Source organism: Vibrio sp. 1CM2L, assembly GCF_023161695.1.
GTDB classification, from domain to species: domain Bacteria; phylum Pseudomonadota; class Gammaproteobacteria; order Enterobacterales; family Vibrionaceae; genus Vibrio; species Vibrio coralliirubri.
Map to the genome: position 1 here is coordinate 67651 of NZ_JALNTT010000004.1, position 18538 is coordinate 86188.

The 18538-nt window shown below is 44.8% G+C and carries 17 protein-coding genes; 10 read left to right on the forward strand and 7 right to left on the reverse strand.

Going from position 1 to position 18538, the window contains the following annotated elements:
• Positions 1-17 precede the first annotated feature (17 nt).
• The 5 genes from ccoN (at position 18) to MSG34_RS15160 (ending at position 5189) form a co-directional block, all read left to right on the forward strand.
• Entirely contained in the window at positions 18-1442 is a 1425-nt protein-coding gene (gene ccoN, locus MSG34_RS15140; protein WP_048608572.1) for a cytochrome-c oxidase, cbb3-type subunit I, read from the forward strand.
• Complete coding sequence (locus tag MSG34_RS15145) at positions 1443-2057, forward strand: cbb3-type cytochrome c oxidase subunit II (protein ID WP_017060032.1); 615 nt, start codon at positions 1443-1445, stop codon at positions 2055-2057.
• Entirely contained in the window at positions 2054-4210 is a 2157-nt protein-coding gene (locus MSG34_RS15150; RefSeq protein ID WP_248338280.1) for a cytochrome c, read from the forward strand. The genes MSG34_RS15145 and MSG34_RS15150 overlap by 4 nt, the downstream gene beginning before the upstream one ends.
• 266 nt (positions 4211-4476) lie before the next feature.
• Positions 4477-4704 carry a PAS factor family protein gene (locus MSG34_RS15155; RefSeq protein ID WP_004730426.1) on the forward strand — a complete coding sequence of 76 codons (228 nt, stop codon included), beginning with the start codon at positions 4477-4479 and terminating at the stop codon, positions 4702-4704.
• 302 nt (positions 4705-5006) lie between these two features.
• Complete coding sequence (locus tag MSG34_RS15160; protein WP_004730424.1) at positions 5007-5189, forward strand: hypothetical protein; 183 nt, start codon at positions 5007-5009, stop codon at positions 5187-5189.
• A gap of 153 nt (positions 5190-5342) precedes the next feature.
• Here MSG34_RS15160 and MSG34_RS15165 read toward each other — a convergent pair whose 3' ends face one another.
• From MSG34_RS15165 to MSG34_RS15195, 7 genes are all read right to left on the reverse strand, one after another.
• Positions 5343-6635, reverse strand: coding sequence for an alpha/beta fold hydrolase (locus MSG34_RS15165; RefSeq protein ID WP_248338282.1), 1293 nt, complete (start codon positions 6633-6635; stop codon positions 5343-5345).
• Between the two features lie 341 nt (positions 6636-6976).
• The gene (locus MSG34_RS15170) at positions 6977-7714 is read right to left on the reverse strand and encodes a DUF3726 domain-containing protein (protein ID WP_248338284.1); all 738 of its coding nucleotides are present in this window, start codon (positions 7712-7714) and stop codon (positions 6977-6979) included.
• A complete protein-coding gene (locus tag MSG34_RS15175) occupies positions 7711-9513 on the reverse strand; it encodes a hypothetical protein (RefSeq protein WP_248338286.1) in 1803 nt (600 codons plus the stop codon). The genes MSG34_RS15170 and MSG34_RS15175 overlap by 4 nt, the downstream gene beginning before the upstream one ends.
• Positions 9514-9742: 229 nt before the next feature.
• On the reverse strand, positions 9743-11350 hold the full coding sequence (locus MSG34_RS15180) for a BCCT family transporter (RefSeq protein WP_248338288.1): 1608 nt from the start codon (positions 11348-11350) through the stop codon (positions 9743-9745).
• Positions 11351-11580: 230 nt separating this feature from the next.
• Positions 11581-12576: a membrane dipeptidase gene (locus MSG34_RS15185; protein WP_048608578.1), complete on the reverse strand. Its 996-nt coding sequence runs from the start codon at positions 12574-12576 to the stop codon at positions 11581-11583.
• 167 nt (positions 12577-12743) lie between these two features.
• Positions 12744-14204 (reverse strand): aldehyde dehydrogenase family protein, encoded by a 1461-nt coding sequence (locus MSG34_RS15190; RefSeq protein ID WP_248338697.1) that lies wholly within the window; start codon positions 14202-14204, stop codon positions 12744-12746.
• Between the two features lie 189 nt (positions 14205-14393).
• Entirely contained in the window at positions 14394-14792 is a 399-nt protein-coding gene (locus tag MSG34_RS15195; protein WP_248338290.1) for a RidA family protein, read from the reverse strand.
• 157 nt (positions 14793-14949) lie between these two features.
• Here MSG34_RS15195 and MSG34_RS15200 point away from each other — a divergent pair, with 157 nt between their 5' ends.
• From MSG34_RS15200 to MSG34_RS15220, 5 genes are all read left to right on the forward strand, one after another.
• Entirely contained in the window at positions 14950-15834 is an 885-nt protein-coding gene (locus MSG34_RS15200; protein WP_017060836.1) for a LysR family transcriptional regulator, read from the forward strand.
• Positions 15835-16550: 716 nt separating this feature from the next.
• The gene (locus MSG34_RS15205) at positions 16551-16952 is read left to right on the forward strand and encodes an ATP synthase subunit I (RefSeq protein WP_048608582.1); all 402 of its coding nucleotides are present in this window, start codon (positions 16551-16553) and stop codon (positions 16950-16952) included.
• A 1-nt stretch (position 16953) separates the two neighbouring features.
• Positions 16954-17724: a F0F1 ATP synthase subunit A gene (gene atpB / locus MSG34_RS15210; RefSeq protein ID WP_048608583.1), complete on the forward strand. Its 771-nt coding sequence runs from the start codon at positions 16954-16956 to the stop codon at positions 17722-17724.
• 45 nt (positions 17725-17769) lie between these two features.
• A complete protein-coding gene (gene atpE / locus MSG34_RS15215) occupies positions 17770-18006 on the forward strand; it encodes a F0F1 ATP synthase subunit C (protein ID WP_004730405.1) in 237 nt (78 codons plus the stop codon).
• 54 nt (positions 18007-18060) lie between these two features.
• Positions 18061-18531 (forward strand): F0F1 ATP synthase subunit B, encoded by a 471-nt coding sequence (locus MSG34_RS15220; RefSeq protein ID WP_017060839.1) that lies wholly within the window; start codon positions 18061-18063, stop codon positions 18529-18531.
• Positions 18532-18538 lie beyond the last annotated feature (7 nt).

Consider the following 18538-nt stretch of genomic DNA (forward strand, 5'->3'; position numbering starts at 1 on the left):
AGGCAAGGAGCCTTGTTATGGAACAAGTGACAACGCAATACAGCATCAAGGTCGTGAAGTACTTCATCATCGCATCCTTAGTGTGGGCGATTGTAGGTATGATCATCGGCGTGATTCTCGCCGCGCAATTATATTGGCCAGTCTTAAACTTTGATTCTCAATATTTCCAATTTGGTCGACTGCGTCCGTTACATACATCAGGAGTGATTTACGGCTTCGTCGTGAATATCTTGATGGGGACGTCTTTGTACATTGCCCAGCGAACAGGCCATTGTGACTTGTTCAACAAAAGCCTTTCATGGATGGTATTTTGGGGCTGGCAATTCATCTTGTTACTTGCGGTCATTTCCTTACCCGCAGGCCACACTACCTCAAAAGAATATGCGGAGCTTGAATGGCCAATCGACTTGATGATTGTGCTGGTTTGGGTGCTGTATGCGGTGTTGTTCTTTGGCACCCTTGCTAAACGAAAGGTCAGCCATATCTTTGTGGCTAACTGGTTCTTTGCTGCTTTCATCATCGTCGTTGCAATGATTTTTATCGTGAACAACCTCGCGATGCCTGTGTTGGCGATGAAGTCCTATTCTGTGTTTGCAGGCGCTCAAGATGCCATTGTTCAATGGTGGTGGGGACATAATGCCGTTGGCTTCTTGCTGACCGCTGGTGTGATTGGTATGAACTACTATTTCATACCTAAAGCGGCGGATCGACCTATCTACTCGTACCGTTTGTCTGTGATCCATTTCTGGGGCTTGGTCGGCTTTTACACGTGGGCCGGAACGCACCATTTGGTTTATTCTTCCGTTCCTATCTGGATTCAGAACATCGGCATCGTGATGTCATTGATCCTGTGGCTCCCTTCTTGGGCGGGTGCGTTTAATAGCGCAATGACCCTCCTACAAAACAAAGAAAAGCTGAAGTCCGACTACATTCTTTTATTCTTTTTCTCAGCGATTCTTTACTACTGCTTGGCGACATTCGAAGGTCCGCTACTCGCCATTCGCTGGTTTAACATGGTGGCACACAACACCGAATGGATCATCGGACACGTACATTCCGCGGCTCTCGGATGGGTTGGAATGTCAGGGATAGCGGTTTTTTACTACTTCATTCCACGCTTATGGGGCCAAACCGATCTTTGGTCACGACGATTGATTAAATGGCACTTTTGGCTCGCTCATGCTGGCGTCGCCATCTATGCGATAGCACTTTGGATCGCAGGCATCGGCGAGGGGTATATGTGGCTCGCTCAAAATGAAAATGGCGAACTGATTTACAGTTTTGTAGAAGCTATGGACTTTAAAGCACCTTGGCTATTCATGCGTTTCTTTGGTGGTGCGCTGTTTGTACTTGGATTGTTCTTAATGGCTTTCAACTTGTACAAAACGGTTCGTATGCCCGCAGTACATGATGCTAAACACACCGTTAATGAGGGGGCTTAAATGATGAGTAAAGACTTTACACATTCAATCGTCATTTTAATTTTGACCACTGTTGTCGTGGCCTCCTTCTCTTTATTGGTCTGGGTAGTGCCAAGCATTGTCCGTGGCGACGATATTGCCAAAGGCAGCTTAGCGATGCCACTCACACCGATTGAGTTAGCAGGCCGAGACATCTACATCAGTGAAGGCTGCCATGTTTGTCACACACAAATGGTTCGCCCTCTAGAGCCAGAGGTGAAACGTAATGGTCGCCCGAACCAAGAAGCAGATGATATCTATGAGTTTCCTAACTTGTGGGGCTCTAAACGTACTGGCCCTGACCTCACTAATTTAGGCAGAAAGTATTCTGACCAATGGCATGTTATTCACTTAATTGATCCTCGAAAAGTTGTACCGACCTCGATCATGCCCTCTTACCCGTGGCTGTTTGAGCAGACTCTGACTGGCGATGATATCAGCGCCAAAATGGAAGTGTTACGTACCTTAGGTGTGCCTTATACCGATCAAGAAATTGGTGATGCCCGTTTACAAGTAAGAGGCAAAACCAAAGGTGAAGCGCTGATTCGCTATTTACAAAGCCTGGGTAAAGATACGTCACAGGAGGTATCACAATGAGCACATTCTGGAATCTATGGGCGGTACTCTTAACCTTAATATTCTTTGTTCTGATGGTGTCTGTTGTCGTTAAATACTGGCGTAGCAATCACAAGGCCGATCACGACCACACCATTGGCACCTTTGATGGTATTGAAGAGAAAGATGCGCCTCCACCTAAGCTGTTATTTGTAAGCTATGCGGTCGCATTTCTTTTATCTGCAGGCTATTTGGTGCTCTACCCTGGGCTTGGCGAGTGGGAAGGCTTAGTCGATTGGGAACAAAGCGATGATAAGCTCAGTTCACCATCCACCACTCTCAATGAGCAATTTGCACAAACCAGTGAAACCACGTTAGAAGGACTAGCTGCCGTCTCAGAGATCGTGAACAGCGGTAGAATTCTATTCCAAACTCACTGCGCTGCTTGTCACCGAGATAATGCTCAGGGACAAAAGCACTTTCCTAACTTGATAGACCAAGAGTGGCTTTATGGTGGCAGTGATGAAGCTGTGATTCATTCGATTGCCAAAGGCCGGAACGGTGCTATGCCGGGTTGGAGTGAAATCATGCGCCCAGACGAGGTGGCGAAGGTCTCCTACTACCTAGCGTCTCTCAACCAACGTCATACCGATGTGCCGGAGATTAAAGTCGAGCTCGGTAAAACCTTGTTCGTCCAATACTGTTCGTCTTGTCATGCTGATGGTGCTGTCGCTAACCCAGCGATTGGTGTACCTGATCTTTCCGATGACATCTGGCTTCACGGCGGCAGTATTGAAGAGATTCAGCACACCATTAATTACGGTTTGAACAACCTAATGCCTGCGTTTGATGAGCAGCTCACCGAGAACGAAATACTCGCGCTTGGGGCTTATATCCGACACGCTGGTGAAGTAGAACAACAAAGGCTCGCGAGTTTGAAAGCATCATCTGTTAAGCGCGGAGAATATCTCGCTTACGCCGGTGATTGTGTGGCTTGTCATAGTGCAGAAGGTGGCGAACCCTTCGCTGGCGGCCTACCGTTTGTGACCCCTTTCGGTACCGTGTATTCAACCAACATAACCCCACACACCACCGAAGGGATCGGGACTTATGACTTCGATGATTTCCGAGCCGCATTAGTTGCAGGTAAAGGTAAGAATGGTTACCTCTACCCTGCAATGCCTTACACCTCTTATCAATACCTGACCGACCAAGACATGGTGGATTTATGGGAATACATGCAGTCCATCACCGCCGTGCCGCGACGCAATGATGACAACAGCATGATGTTTCCATCCAATATTCGCTTAGGTTTGCTTGGCTGGAACATCGTATTCATGGATACAGACCCTATTGATTATGAAGTACCAGAGGAGCTCAAAGGAGAAATTGAGAATGTCGATAAGTGGCAGCAAGGCAAATATTGGGTCGCAGGACTTGGCCACTGTTCGGAGTGCCATACGCCACGAAACATTGCCCAAGCACTGATACCAGAACGTATTTTCCAAGGTAACTTGATTGACGGTTGGAACGCGCCTGATATCACAGCTAATGAGCTCTATATCGATGGTTGGGATGAAGCAACACTCACCGACTTTTTACACACAGGGCATTCAGACAAAGGCACCGCTTTTGCGGGTATGGCTGATGTCGTGAAAAACAGCCTAAGTTTGATGACACGTGAAGATATTGAGTCGATGTCCTATTACCTACTCAGTGGGGATATTAACAACACCATTGCCAGTGATGCCGTTCAGTTGCAGCCTAGAGGGTTTGATGAAGCTGCGTATGCCAGTGAAATCTACACCACGTATCGTCAAACCTGTGGGGCGTGTCATGGTGACGATGGTAAAGGTCGCGATCCAATCGCCCCTACTCTGCTGAATAACGGCATTATCATGCACAGCGACCCATTCAACACCATTGCAGTAACCGTTCGTGGCTTGCAACCCACCTATCTCGACAAAGATCGAAACTTCATGCCGATGGCAAGTTTTGAGGATGTACTGTCGGATCAACGCTTAGCTGAGTTAATCACGTTTGTGCGTTTAAACCTTGGCGCCAGAAATGAACCAGTCACGGCTGAGCATGTTAGAGAGGTAAGAGAAACACTTGAAGCAGCAGGTTATGCGGGTGGATTACACACCACACCTGAAATGTACGAAAATCGAGATAAGAACATTAACATACGATAGGCGCTGTAGCTGTGCGTAGCCGATTGGCTCAATAAACAGCGAACAGCACGTAACTTTTATCTTTGCTAACAAGCCAAAAGGAGACCACTGTGTCTCCTTTTCTTTTGCCCAAACCCAAGTTTTCGATACTTTGCCATACAACACAATTGTAACTAACTGATTACACAATTAAGCAGAGCTGCACATAATGCGATCAATCTCGCAGAACAAAGATGACACCAAGTGCATAATATGCAAAATTTTCTAAAGATGTACTAAGGACAGTTATGGATACAACTACACTCATCTACGATACGTTGGAAGGCCTATCGAGCGCAAAGCCACAGCAACACGCTCAAATCCGCCAAAATCTATATAACCAATTAGATTTATCATTTGAGAAGCAGTTGGCTTTGTATTCATCAGTTCTTGGTCCAGCAAGTGCTGGTAGATTGACCGATTTGGATAGTGCAGTGATGTCTGCACGCAAGATTGTTGGCTTAGAAAACAGCTAAGCAATCTTCAACCTATCTCAACTTTAACGCTGCCATCGTGCAGCGTTTTTTTATGGACGCTATTTACGATAAGTAAAGTTGGTTACGATAAGTAAAGTTGGTTACGATAAATACTGTTAGTTGCGATAAATACGGTTAATTTCTATAAGTACGGTTAATTGCGATAAGTGCAGTTGGGTCTGTTTTTCAAGTTACACGCATTCTCATTTGGTTAATCTTATGTTCCATTTTTAACAGGTGTGTAACCACAATAATGGCGCTAATGTTAGTAGCACGTTAACCACACATCGGATGGAAGAATCATGAGAGTACTTATTGAATATACACAAACAGGCAAATACCGTGATCATGCGTGGGAAGCATTAACGATTCGTTCAAAAGGCGAAATTCAAGCTGTGACTCCCTCTTATGCTGCTCAGCTTATCGAACAGAACCGCGCCAGCTTATCGACCACTGAAAATCAAGATATCGTCATCCAACCTTAATGGCTTCAAGGGCTACCCCTCCTAGTTCCTTAAATCGAATAGTTCGATGACATAAAAAAAACGCTGCACGGATGCAGCGTTTTCTTGTTTTTGACGTATCTTGTCTCTAACGTAAAGAGCTTCTAACGTAGATAACCTACGCAGAGAGTTTGATTATTTTGGCAAGTTTTCTAATGCATCAACCATCGTCATTAGCTTATCGACGATTCGTTCACCATCCACTCTCAAACCATTGTGCTCATACTCGTTGGTAATCCACGCTTTTGAGTTCGGAATATTAGCCAATGTTTCGCGGCTGTAATCCAGCTCTACGTACATGTCATCTGCGTAAACCGCACACGCCATCGGAACCGTATTCTCGCTCAGCTGCTCAGCGTTGTACAAAGTACCCCAATCCGATTTTTCAGCTAATAGATTGGCAGCTTCGCGTAATGGCTTCAACGTTTCAAGTTGATCGAACATCCATGGGTAGACCATTTCTCCGGTAAACCAGAACTCACTGCCCGATTGGTAGTTAAAATGCGGGTACTGCTCGCGTACTCGATGTGCCGACCAGTTAGACGCTGTACCTTGACAGTAAATCGATTCATGCAGAATTGCGTAAATTGGGTTAGTTAAATATCCCTGCTCTTGCTGCATTTGATTTAGGAAGCTGTAGCTCAGCTGTCTGTTACCGTTCACTTCAACAAAGGCACTTTCCAGAGTGAGGTACATAGGAAGGTTCGCTTCACCGCCACCAAGGTTAATGCCAATAAGTTGGAACTGCTCAACCGTGAACACCTGACCGTTGGGCAGTCTTACATCATTGTTAAGCAGGTAATCAGAGATCTCACGACACATCGCTTGCGCTTGTGGGAACTGAGTAAAGAAGGCTCTGTTTTTGTCTTCAACACGCTTATAAGTCGCACGATAAACATCGTCAGCTTCTCGATCGATAGACGGAATACCGCCCGTCACGTAGCAACGTTGCAAGCTCTGTGGGAACAGTGACAAATAGCTCAGTGTACAGAAGCCACCAAAGCTTTGACCAATCGTCGACCATTGCTTAATACCGAACTGCTCACGAATCGCTTCCGCATCACGAACGATGTTATCCGCTCTGAAATGCGTTAAGTACTCAACCTGCTGTTCTGGTGACAAATGCGCCAACGTTTCATGGCTGATAACCGTGCTGTTGCCTGTACCACGTTGGTCTAGCAGCAGGACACGGTAGTTTTGTAATGCACGCTTTAGCCAACCCGATTGACCACTCACTCGTGGAGAAGGAAAACCTGGGCCGCCCTGAAAGTAGATCAACCACGGCAGTTCTTGCCCATCTTTAGCGAGATCAACCAGCTCACGTGCGAAAACTTGGATCTGTTGTCCATCTTTTGCTTGATAGTCGAGTGGCAACTCAAATGAGTGCTGACGATACAGGGTGGTTCCATCAATAAAGTTAGCTTGCACGCTTCATTCCTTTTTTATCTGATTCTAAAGTCATCGGTACGAATAAAAACGGCGCCCTTTGGCACCTTCCTTAGCAAGATACGCATACTAGCTTGTAAATGAAACCGTTTGTTGAGCCTGAATGTGAAGGTACTTCATTAAATCGCCCAATTAGCTTTATACGCGTAACAACTTGTTTCAAAACAGGAGGTTTAAGAGGCGGTCTATTGAGAGGAATGATGAAAACGGGAGACAAATAAAAAGAGCTTAACGAGGTGAGGATACGTTAAGCTCTTTGGTTTTATCTGTTATAGCGGGTGTTATCAATAATGCTATCAATGCACTAAGCACTAAGCACTAAATTATGAAGTCGTTAGCTCACCTGCACCTTGAATCGAACGTTGGCTGCTTTCGACAAGAATGGCCGTTGCGGTTTCTTTTAACGCGCCCCACTCTGCCTCATCAACTTCAATGCCATCGTTCCACGCTTTCTCTTGAGTTTTAAAAAGTGCTTCCGACTCAATGTGTGTTTGGTAGCCATCTGACAAACGTTCGATATCGAAATCCTGGACGGAAAGTTCGATGGTCATATTGTGGACATGTTCGTCCGATGTCAGTGGCGAATCTGATAAAAACAGTTCTGGTGCAACGCAACCACGGTTAAGCACATACAAAGTGCTCTTAGGGTTTGAGCCATTATCCCAACGTGCGGTACACGCGATACCTTTCGCCGCGAGTTTCACAAGCTCACTGTACGCTAACCAACGGTTGTGGCAGTTGTTTAGCTCGATTTTCAGCGTCTTTTTGCCGACCATTTTTTCAATGGCGTAATCCATCACCACAGGAAGATGACACGCTAAGCTCGCCTTGTGCAGGTCCACTTCAACTGTGTTGTCGCTTGTCACTTTGATGTCTACAGGGCAATCGTCTTCTAGTCCCATAAAATTGCTCGCATTGTTAAAATGACGAACACCATCCAAGCCAACCATTTGTAAATCTGCCACCATATTCGCTATCACATCGGCTTCACCACATGTACGACGCATACCCAAAAAGGCTTTATTAACGGCCGCTACCAGTTCATTGTGAGAAACGATCATAACGATTTACCTCCATGTTGAGCGTTGATATGTGTAGTAGCTTTTTGTGAGTTAGCGATCTCCGCTTCACTTGGTAAGATTGGAAACACCCATTCGTCCTGATGAATTTCATCAAGCAGCGGTGCGCCTTGGAAAAACGTCACTCGTACCCAACGGTCTGAACGAGGATCAAACTTCGTTGCACCAAACATCGCTAGCTTGCAACGTAGTAAGTGCATTGGCGGCGAATCTTGATGCAGTACATTCATTTGAATGTCGCCCATTGCTTTGTTGCCTAGCGTCCATACACGGCGTGCAATTGCACGGTGTTGTGGCTGCTTAACGAGGAATTCAGCCAATGAAAGCTCTGGTGCGAATTGCAATAAAGCATGGTACAAACGATAAGCTTGACGGCCGATATCTAACGGCAGTTCGCGCTCTTCGCCGAGTTCCTCGCCTCGAACACCGAGCCTTGGCTCTTCTTTGTCCTGAGAGCGATACCAGAACCAGTAGTTGTTTTCTGCTTTGGTAAAGTCAGTCGTAATCGCCCAACGGTACTTTTCTTCTAACACAACCAAAAGGTCTTGGATCTTTTTGCCACTAGGAAGCGAGAGTGTTTCGCTACAATTCATTTGCTCTTGATGGGCGTCCACTAATTCTGGGTACAATTCCATCAAGCATGAGATAAGGATTTCTTGGGCTTCCATACTCATGTGCTTAGATTGTTCAACTAACTGCGCCCATGTATCGCAATGGTTTACAGAAGCTTCTAGTGACTGTTCTGCGTGTTTTAACTCATCAACAGCGGTTTTGTTCAACTCTTGCTGGTTTTCATTGATGGTAACAACTTGTTCTAAATGACAAATCGCTTTTTTAACGTATCTACGTAGTGGCTCGATCAACGCCGTATCGGTCTGACTAGCCAACACGTCCGCCAATGCATGTTCACGAGTGGTCATCCATTGATCGACAATACTTGGGTGGTTAATAAGGTATGGCGCCATGCCTAAACCAGTCGCATTACCAACACCAAGGTAGCGCTGTAATCCTCTATGCAAGGTAATTGCTTGTTCACCGCCCTGTTGCTCGGCTAGGTAATGAACCCAATCTAGGCTGAACTCACGCAGCATATAAACCGCACACATTTGTGCACTAAACGACTGATTAAAATCTTCATTTTTCTCTAAGATTTTAAAGTCAGCAATGCCAAATTTGCCATTACCGTAAACCGCTGTCGTTCGCAGGATATAACCCACTTCAGCCAGCTCTTTTGGCGTTGGTTGAACACCTTTAGCCAAGTGACTAACGATATGTTCAAACACACGTACACTTTTGTTTGCACGTGCCAACACAAGCACGTTATTTGGATTACGGCCTGCTTCTTGAAGCGGTACATTCGCACGAAGTCTTTCAAGTAGGGCGACATCAACATCACCAAGAACAAGCGCAAACGTTACGTCCCACTTTTCAGCAATTACACGGTCATTTCGCTCGTCATCTGCAATCTCATCGCAGAAAACAACCAAATGATAAACATGGTTTGGCGTCGCAAGCTTATAGATAACATGACCAAAACCTTGAGCGTCTAATTGCCACTCATGTTTGGTCACTTTCCATTCTTGCTGCGCCATTTTACGAATCAGAGTTCTAACGAAGCTGATACGTGTTTGGTGCATTGCACCTAGCCTTTCCGGTGCCATGACGACAGTCGCGTCACGTAGTGCTGATTCAGTGTAGGTAGAACGATGTGCATCCATTTTGCTCACCACCTTATAGTTATAGGATTTTGCTAGCCATTCAGAACCGATCGTTGCCATCATTTGAAGCATTCGTTGTTACAGTGTGTTGGTTAGCTTTCACGTTATTTGGGGTAAGCGAGCTCACCCCTTATTATTTGTCCTGACTAGATCGATTGACCTAAATACGTGCCGCCCGATGTATCTTCACCAGTACGGTTTTTCTGTTCCTTTCGGAATCTTGCATCAGCCTTCTTTCAAAGGCTGATTCGTTCTTGTTTTACAGAGCCCTTTTGTTTAAAAACCCTGCTCTCTAAAAACCTTGCTCTTTTGCCATCTTGATTGCGATTTGAGGCGCATTCCAAAGTGATGGAAGCAAGATTAAGGACACCGGTACCGCGGTAATAACAATGAAGGATTGCAGCGCTGAAATACCGCCAGAGCCTAGGGAAATCAGAATTAACGCTGTTACCCCCATCATCACACCCCAGAAGGTACGAATAATTGCATTCGGTTCTGTCTCACCACTGATCACAACACTGATGGTGTAAGTCATTGAGTCGCCGGTCGTTACGATGAAAATCGTGGTTAAGATCAAGAACAAAATTGAGATAAGCATCGGCATTGGTAATTGCTGAGTTACTGCCAGTAACGCACCTGGTAAGTTAAAGCCTTCAAACGCTTTACTTACACTGCCTGGGTCTGCGATTTCGAACGCAAGACCAGAGCCACCAACAATCGTGAACCAGAAGCAAGTAACAAACGGTGCAATCAAGCTAATCGTTGATACCAATTGGCGAATACTACGACCGCGTGAAATACGTGCGATGAAGATTGCCATCATTGGGCCGTAACCTAAGAACCAACCCCAGAAGAATACTGTCCACCAGCTCAACCAACCTTCGTCACCACGGTATGTTGCCATCGGGATGAAGTTATCAATCATGCTGCCTACACCTTGGATGTAGCCATTGAAGATGAAGTTCGTTGGGCCAAAGATAAGGATGTAAACCATCAATGCCATCGCCAAAATTACGTTGTAACGGCTTAGCATTTGCATTCCGCGGTTAAGACCACTTAATGCCGACAGTGTGTAAAGAACGATAGCGAACAAGATGATGATCAGCTGTGTTGTGAAGCCATCTGGAATACCAAACAGTTCGTTCAGCGCGTAGCTCACTTGCAAGCCCAAGAAGCCGATAGGACCGATGGTGCCCGCCGCTACAGCGACAATACAACATGCATCAATCAGTGCGCCTGTATGGCCTTTCAGTGCTCTTTCACCTAATACAGGGTAAAGTAGAATACGAGGTTTAAGCGGTAAGCCTTTGTCGTAGTGAAGGTGCATAACCACGATAGACGTTAGGCTGCCCACAATTGCCCACGCTAGGAAGCCCCAGTGCATGAATGACTGCGATAACGCGTTCACTGCACCTTGCTGTGCGTTCTCTTGAGCGCCATACAACGGTGGTGGGTTAACGTAGTGTGCGATAGGTTCTGCTGCCGCCCAAAATACACCGCCACCCGCAAGTAGCGTACAGAAGATGATAGCCATCCAACGGAAGCCATCCATTTCAGGTTTAGCAATACCACCTAGGATAACCTTGCCTGTTCGCCCTGCCGCCAGGCCAAGACCAATAAGAAAAGTCAGAAGAAGAAGCATTTGCCAATAAGGACCGAATACTTTTACCGACCAAGCAAAGCCTGTGTTTACTAGGCTTGATAACAGTTCGCCATCAAATAAAGCAAGCGTTACGAACAGAGCGATAAAACCGCCGCTGTACCATAGTGCTGGGTTGGTAAGTCCTAATTTGTCTGAAGTCGATTCAGACTGGTTTGTATTACTTGTTTTACTGCTTGTTGTGTGTGCTTGACCCGCATTTACGTTTGAAGATTTCACGCTATTGGTTAAATCAGACATACTCTGACTCCAGAGGTTTCTTTGCAGCTGTCATTTGAATGATGACTACAAGGGTGTATTTAACACCCGCCCTATTGTTTTTTGTGTTGGGCAGGCTAATCCATGTTTGGGTTACCGCGTTGCGAAATAGACCGTTGTTCCTTTTAAATAATGAATTTGTTTAAAGCAGCACTGACTAAATGAACGTCTGTTAGCAGGCTGCCTATTAGATGATGACTAGCGAGAAACGCTTAACCCTTGCTTTGCGGCTCTAGGCCATCTTTCAAGAAGTTAAACCAGTTTTCTCCCAAGACTTGCCCAGCTTCAGACTCACTGAAACCATGACGCATCAATCCGTTATAAATATTTTCCATACCCGAACTACCACAGAACCAAGGCAGTGCATCTGGCCAACCTGAGTTGTTTGCAGAACCTTCGCCGTAGTCCATTGCCTTCGACCAACGACCATTTCGCATCCACTCTAGAACCGCTTGAGGCTGGTTTAAGCATAGGTCACTGCCAATTCCTAGGTGTTCAACGCCAACCATGTCGGCTGTCGTCGCAACCATCTGACAGAAGTCCTCCAACGTACATTGGCTGCCGTTTGGTAGGTGGAATGGGTATAAGCTGAATCCGATTAAGCCACCGCGTGCGGTTAGGGCTTTAATCACATCGTTTGATTTGTTTCGTAGTGCATCATGAGCAAACGTTGGGTTCGCATGGCTGATACAAATAGGACGAGAAGACAGGTCAATCGCTTCAAGCGTTGAACGCTCCGCACTGTGAGACATATCGATGATCATTCCCACTCGGTTCATCTCTTCGATCGCTTGCTTACCGAAACGTGTGATACCGGTGTCGTTCTTCTCGTAACAACCCGTCGCCAATAAGCTCTGGTTGTTGTACGTAAGCTGCATGATCAAAAGACCTTGCTTGCGCATCACTTCGATAAGACCAATCTCATCGTCGATTGGAGAACAGTTTTGAGCACCAAGGAAAATGCCGACTTTGCCGGTCGCTTTTGCAGTTTCAACATCCGCCATTGAATGAATTGGCATGATAATGTCTGCATTCTGCTCGAATCTTAAGTTCCACTCTGCAAAGCGAGATAAGGTTTCACGAGCTGTCTCGTGATAAACCGCGGTAGCGTGAACTGCTGTAATGCCGCTCGCCTTTAGTGTTTGGAAATATTCTCTGTTCCAATTGCAGTATTGCAATCCATCTATAACAATCCGTTGCTGGTACATAACCACTCCTATTGAAAGCTCAGTGTTCTAGCTCGGTTTTGAAAACACGCTCAAATAACATGTTTTCAAAAATGGGTTAAATCACGTCTTTATTTCATTTGCTGTGTTGGGTTTGGGTGTTGGCCTGACTCTGTGAATCAGGCCAATTCTTATCAATAGAGAGCTGACTAGTAAGGACGCTGGTAAGCCGTCTTCACTACTGTGTAGAACTCTTTCGCGTATTGACCTTGCTCACGAGGACCGAAGCTAGACTCTTTACGACCACCAAACGGTACGTGGTAATCGGTGCCTGCTGTTGGCAGGTTCACCATCACACAACCTGTTTGCGCTTGTTGCTTGAACATTGCGCTGGTACGTAGGCTTTGAGTAATGATGCCGCCCGTTAGACCAAAGCGAGTATCGTTGGTTGTCGCAATCGCTTCTTCTAGGTCAGCCACTCGAATCACGCTTGCCATTGGTGCAAACACTTCTTCTTGATTCACTTCCCAATCGTTCTTCGTGTTCAAGAACAGCGTTGGAGACATGTAGAAGCCTTCATGTTTCATGCTCAAGCGTTCGCCACCAAACGCTAGCTCACCGCCGCTTTGACGTGCTTTCTCAACCCAACCTAAGTTTGCTTCAAGTTGGTTGCCGTCAACAACAGGGCCCATGAACACGCCGTCTTCTAGTGCGTGACCCACTTTCAGCTCGCTCATACGTTTGATTAGTGCTTCAACGTATTGGTCGTGAATGCCATCCATAACCACTAGACGAGAAGATGCTGTACATTTTTGACCTGCGCCAGAGAACGAACCAGCGATCGTTGCATCAACCGCAGTTTGGATATCAGCATCGTCAGCAACCACAAGTGCGTTTTTACTGCCCATCTCTAGTTGGCAACGAACGAAGTTTGGCGCTGTTGCAGCGGCAACCTTACGACCCGTATCAACAGAACCAGTAAAGCTCACACCATTCACTTCTTTAGAGTTGATCAGTGCATCACCGACTGTTGAACCGCTACCCAGAACAAGGTTGAACGTGCCTGCTGGGATACCTTGACGGTGGATAATTTCAGTAAGCGCAACCGCACTCGCTGGTGTTAGGTTTGCTGGTTTCCAGATAACGCTGTTACCGAAAGCAAGCGCAGGAGCGATTTTCCAAGCTGCTGTTGCTGTTGGGAAGTTCCAAGGAGAGATGATGCCAATAACACCAACAGCTTCACGAGTCACTTCAACAGAAACGCCTGGGCGAACGGATTCTGCGTTGTCGCCAATTTGACGAAGCACTTCAGCCGCGAAGTATTGGAAAAACTGACCTGCACGGTAAATTTCGCCTCGACCTTCAGCAAAAGGCTTACCTTCTTCACGAGAAAGTAACTTACCTAGTTCATCACAACGTGCAATCAGCTCATCACCAATTGCTTGAAGCACTGCTTGTTTACGCTCAATCGGCGTTTTTTCCCACTCTGGTTGAGCGTGCTTTGCTGCTGAAATCGCTTGTTGAACTTGTTCAGCACTTGCTTGTGCAAAGTTACCGATGTTTTCAGAAATATCTGATGGGTTAATGTTCGCTACGGTGCTTACACCCGCTTGCCATTCGCCGCCAATGTAAAGTGCGTTTTCTGCTTGAACATTCTGTAATTGAGTCATCATTCTGTCCTTGTAACGGTTAGGTTGCGGTTGAGTCTGGCAACCATCTGATTAATGAATAAAACGTTAATTTATATAAGTAATTACGTTTAAATCTTGTATCTAAAACTGAACCAAGTCGCTTGTATCAATAAACCGCTTTAATTCAAAACAGCTTTAATCCGCAAATTGCCTCAGTTCACAGTATCTTTATTCAGGTTGAGAGGCTGATGCGTAAACCACGAACTCAACCAACATCTCTTCTCTTGCTAACCCTGCAACGACGACCGCAGCACGGTTTGGATAAGGTGCATTGAAGTATTCTCCATATACGCTGTTTACCGTTTTTAGGTATTCACGGTCTGTCACGTAAATCAGAACTTGCAGCACTGAATCCATAGATTCGCCTGCACACTCCAACGTATGAACAAGGTTGTTAAAAGTCTGACGCGTTTGCGCTTCAATACCGCCTTCTACTACTGCGCCAGTTTCATCAATTGGAATCTGCGCGGTGTATAGAGTGCCGTTATTAACGATTGCCCACTCTAGGGGTGCTTTTGAAGCGAAAAGCTCGGTTTTTACTGGGTGTTTTTTAGTTTGTTCGTTCACGATTTCATCCAACTTTGTAACAACTATGTTTCAAGATGGTTAAATACTGCACCTTGACGACTGATAAATCTAACGGTAAATTTTGTGCATTTGATAAATGAAATCTATCACCTTGCAAAAAGTAAGGTATAGCAAGGGCTAGAGAAGGATTCGCGCCATGAGTATTAAGCTACAACAGTTAAAACATTTTGTTTTGGTGGTCGAAGAAGGTGGGTTTCGAGCGGCATCTCACCGTGCAAATCGATCGCAAGCGGCACTTTCAACTTCGATAAAAGAGTTGGAAAAAATACTCGGCCAGCCACTGTTTGAAACAGGCAACAAATCGACACTGACGCCTTTTGGCGAAATATGCTTGCCAAAGATCATTCAATTTCTGAATGTTTACAAAGCATTAGACAATGATTTGCGCGCAGCGGCAGCAGGACAACAAGGAAGAGTTCGAATAGCGAGCGTGCCTTCGGTGGCCGCAAAACTAATCCCTAGTGTTTTAGGGGCTTTTTGTGAGCAGTACCCGAATGTAGAAGTGAGTTTGATTGATGATAATGCGGCAGGTGTAGAAGCAAGATTATTATCTGGCGAGGTGGATGTTGCCCTCGGCAATAGCTCCCATTTAGAAGAAGAGAGCATCGACTTCACGCCTTTACTTTCTGATCCTATCGGTGTGGTGTGCCTCAAAGACAACCCTATTGCCTCTCAACGGGAAGGAATCGAATGGCAAACCTTGTTAAAGCAGCCCTTCATTCGTAACGGGACTTGCACCCTACTGGACCCAACACCTGCGCGAATGCTCAGTGAACAAGCCCTGTACTCAGTCGAGAACATCACCTCGCTGTTTTCGGTGTTAGAGCTCGGGATAGGCGTGACCACGCTACCTAAGCTGGCTTTCCCAACCAATGAAACCCGCTTGGTGTGGATTCCGTTAATTGACCCACCCTTGCAACGACAAATCGGCATTTTTAGACTGTCTGATCGTACGATCTCGCCACAAGCACAGGCTTTCCATGACTTATGTATTCAATACCTCAGTTATGAAGAGTCATAAGAGAGCCTAGATTAAGTAAATTAGGCAGCGTTTTGCTGCCATTTACTTCCTCAAAACTCGGTGTTTCTTCTCCGCACCATGATTCACACACACCCAGTCCCCCATTTCACTCCTATATCATCAACATTTAGGCGCTGAATTTTCACTCTCACACACGCAAATAGTGACAAGCTGACAACAATATAAAAAATATTCGCTTATTGATAAGGAGCGACGTACGTTTAATTTACCAGAAAAATGAGAGCTTCCATCATTGCCTCAAACAAGCTTAACCCGTGCCAAAATCACACTTCACAACTCAGCTTGTAAATGAACCTAAGTGTTTGAATAGTCTTAATTGATAAGATCATAAGTTGAAAATTTAGCTCGCTACTCCCTTCTAAAAAGACCCTCATTTTCACAAGGATAAAGCATCTTAAATATTCATGAATAAAGTGATAGAACTATTACTTTCATAAATGAAAAACACTCATTTCAAAAATGGAATTATTGATGTCAATATTTGTCGTTTTGATCACATAATTTTAGGCGTAATTTATATTTTGTCGAAACGATAGTGAATTAGCTTAATTCGTTTCATTTCGTCAGGAGATATAAAACCAGCAAAGGTTTTTCTTTAAAGCAAATCAAGTGTTATTAACAAGTGAAATGTAATAACAAGTTAAATTTAAACTGTGTTTTATATTAACTTACACTGTTTAACATAAGGTTTTATTATGAGGCTTAATGGGATTAGTAGCGACATCCTTGTTGCCGCTAAAAGAGTTGTTCTCTGCCAAATAGTATTAGCCATCGGTGTAGTTTTATATGAAGTGTTTTTTGGTAATAAAGTAGATATGGAATCATCAGCTTTGGGCATCGTAATTGCAATGTTGCCACCGCTGTTTGGGTTTATATATGCAAGCCTAAAGGTGCGTAAGAATCCTAATTATAGTTTACGTGACTTAATGCAAATGAGTCGTGTCGTAAAAATAACATATACGTTTTTGATGTTTATCTTGGCGTTCCAGTTCTTCAAATTGGATAACCCAGTAATATTATATGCGTACATCTTTACTATGGTTGGATACTTCTTAACACCGTTTATTACCGCCTCTAATAGATCGGAGTACGCGTAGTATGGATCAAGTAACTACCGCTCACGAATACATAGAGCATCACTTAACCTTCTTAACTACAGGTGATGGTTTCTGGGCGTTTAACATTGACTCGATGTTGGTATCTTGGATTACAGGTTTACTTTTCATCGGTGCATTTCGCTATGTAGCCACTCGTGGCACTAGCGGCGTGCCAGGTCGTTTTCAATGTTTTATCGAGCTTGTCTTTGACTTTGTGAATAATCTCGTCAAAGAGATTTTTCAAGCGGAAGATAAATTAATAGGGCCACTGGCATTAACCACTTTTGTTTGGGTGTTGTTAATGAATGCAGTCGACCTATTACCCATTGATTTAATCCCGGGGTTAACACGAGCTGTGGGTCTAGAGCACTTTAGAGACCTACCAACAGCAGACGTAAATATACCAATGTCGATGGCACTCGGTGTGTTTATTCTACTGTTAACCTATACATTTAAAAATAAAGGTTTGAAAGGCTTTATCAAAGAGCTAACTACTCAGCCATTTGATAACCCTCTTTTATATCCTGTTAACTTAGTTCTTGAATTAATAACATTAATTTCAAAGCCAATATCACTAGGCTTACGATTATTCGGAAATATGTATGCAGGCGAGATGATATTCATCCTTATTGCACTAATGCCTTGGTGGATGCAGTGGGCACTGAGTGTACCTTGGGCCTTATTCCACATATTAATCGTATTCTTACAAGCATTTATATTTATGGTACTGACCGTTGTTTATTTAGGAATGGCAACAGAAGAACACCACTAATTAATAACTAAAAAATTAACTAACAAATTATTTTCGGAGATACAAATGGATATCGTAAGCGCAGTTTTATATGTAGCAGGTGCATTACTGATCGGTTTAGGTGCAGCAGGTGCAGCATCTGGTATTGGTAACTTAGCAGGTAAATACCTTGAAGGTGTTGCGCGTCAACCAGACCTTACTCCAATGCTTCGTACTCAATTCTTCATCATGATGGGTCTTGTGGATGCAGTACCGATGATCGGTGTTGGTATCGGTCTATACATCATCTTCGCCGTGGCTTAATCAAACCGCTTTGAAAGATCGATTTATACATAATCAAGATTTAGTGAGGAAGGTATGAACTTAAATGCAAGCATGTTTGGACAAGCAATCTCATTCGTGATTTTTGTTTGGCTCTGCATGAAATATGTATGGCCCCCTCTCACCGCGATGTTAGACGAGCGCCAAAAAGAAATCGCTGATGGTTTACGCCACTCAGAGAACGCTGCGAAAGAGCTAGAACTAGCGAAATCAAATGGCGCGCAACTCATCGAAGATGCAAGAAAAGATGTGACTGAACTGGTTGAACAAGGCCGAAAACGCCGCAATGAAATCATCAGCTTAGCGCAACAAGAAGCCGAGCAAGAAAAGGCACGCATCTTAGAACAAGGTAGAGCTGAGCTAGAAGGCGAACGCCAAAAGATACGCCGTGAACTTCAGGCAGATATGGCAGACGCAGTAATTCAAAGTGCACAGAAACTGATTAGCAAAAACCTAGATTCCGCAACGAACCGAGCGCTAGTTGACCAAATGATTAGCGAACTCTAAGGAGAGG

Coding starts and splice junctions, on each gene's coding strand:
- ccoN (WP_048608572.1), top strand. CDS start 18: ATGGAACAAGTGACAACGCAATACAGCATCAAGGTCGTGAAGTACTTC.
- MSG34_RS15145 (WP_017060032.1), top strand. CDS start 1,443: ATGATGAGTAAAGACTTTACACATTCAATCGTCATTTTAATTTTGACC.
- MSG34_RS15150 (WP_248338280.1), top strand. CDS start 2,054: ATGAGCACATTCTGGAATCTATGGGCGGTACTCTTAACCTTAATATTC.
- MSG34_RS15155 (WP_004730426.1), top strand. CDS start 4,477: ATGGATACAACTACACTCATCTACGATACGTTGGAAGGCCTATCGAGC.
- MSG34_RS15160 (WP_004730424.1), top strand. CDS start 5,007: ATGAGAGTACTTATTGAATATACACAAACAGGCAAATACCGTGATCAT.
- MSG34_RS15170 (WP_248338284.1), bottom strand. CDS start 7,714: ATGATCGTTTCTCACAATGAACTGGTAGCGGCCGTTAATAAAGCCTTT.
- MSG34_RS15175 (WP_248338286.1), bottom strand. CDS start 9,513: ATGATGGCAACGATCGGTTCTGAATGGCTAGCAAAATCCTATAACTAT.
- MSG34_RS15180 (WP_248338288.1), bottom strand. CDS start 11,350: ATGTCTGATTTAACCAATAGCGTGAAATCTTCAAACGTAAATGCGGGT.
- MSG34_RS15185 (WP_048608578.1), bottom strand. CDS start 12,576: ATGTACCAGCAACGGATTGTTATAGATGGATTGCAATACTGCAATTGG.
- MSG34_RS15190 (WP_248338697.1), bottom strand. CDS start 14,204: ATGACTCAATTACAGAATGTTCAAGCAGAAAACGCACTTTACATTGGC.
- MSG34_RS15200 (WP_017060836.1), top strand. CDS start 14,950: ATGAGTATTAAGCTACAACAGTTAAAACATTTTGTTTTGGTGGTCGAA.
- MSG34_RS15205 (WP_048608582.1), top strand. CDS start 16,551: ATGAGGCTTAATGGGATTAGTAGCGACATCCTTGTTGCCGCTAAAAGA.
- atpB (WP_048608583.1), top strand. CDS start 16,954: ATGGATCAAGTAACTACCGCTCACGAATACATAGAGCATCACTTAACC.
- atpE (WP_004730405.1), top strand. CDS start 17,770: ATGGATATCGTAAGCGCAGTTTTATATGTAGCAGGTGCATTACTGATC.
- MSG34_RS15220 (WP_017060839.1), top strand. CDS start 18,061: ATGAACTTAAATGCAAGCATGTTTGGACAAGCAATCTCATTCGTGATT.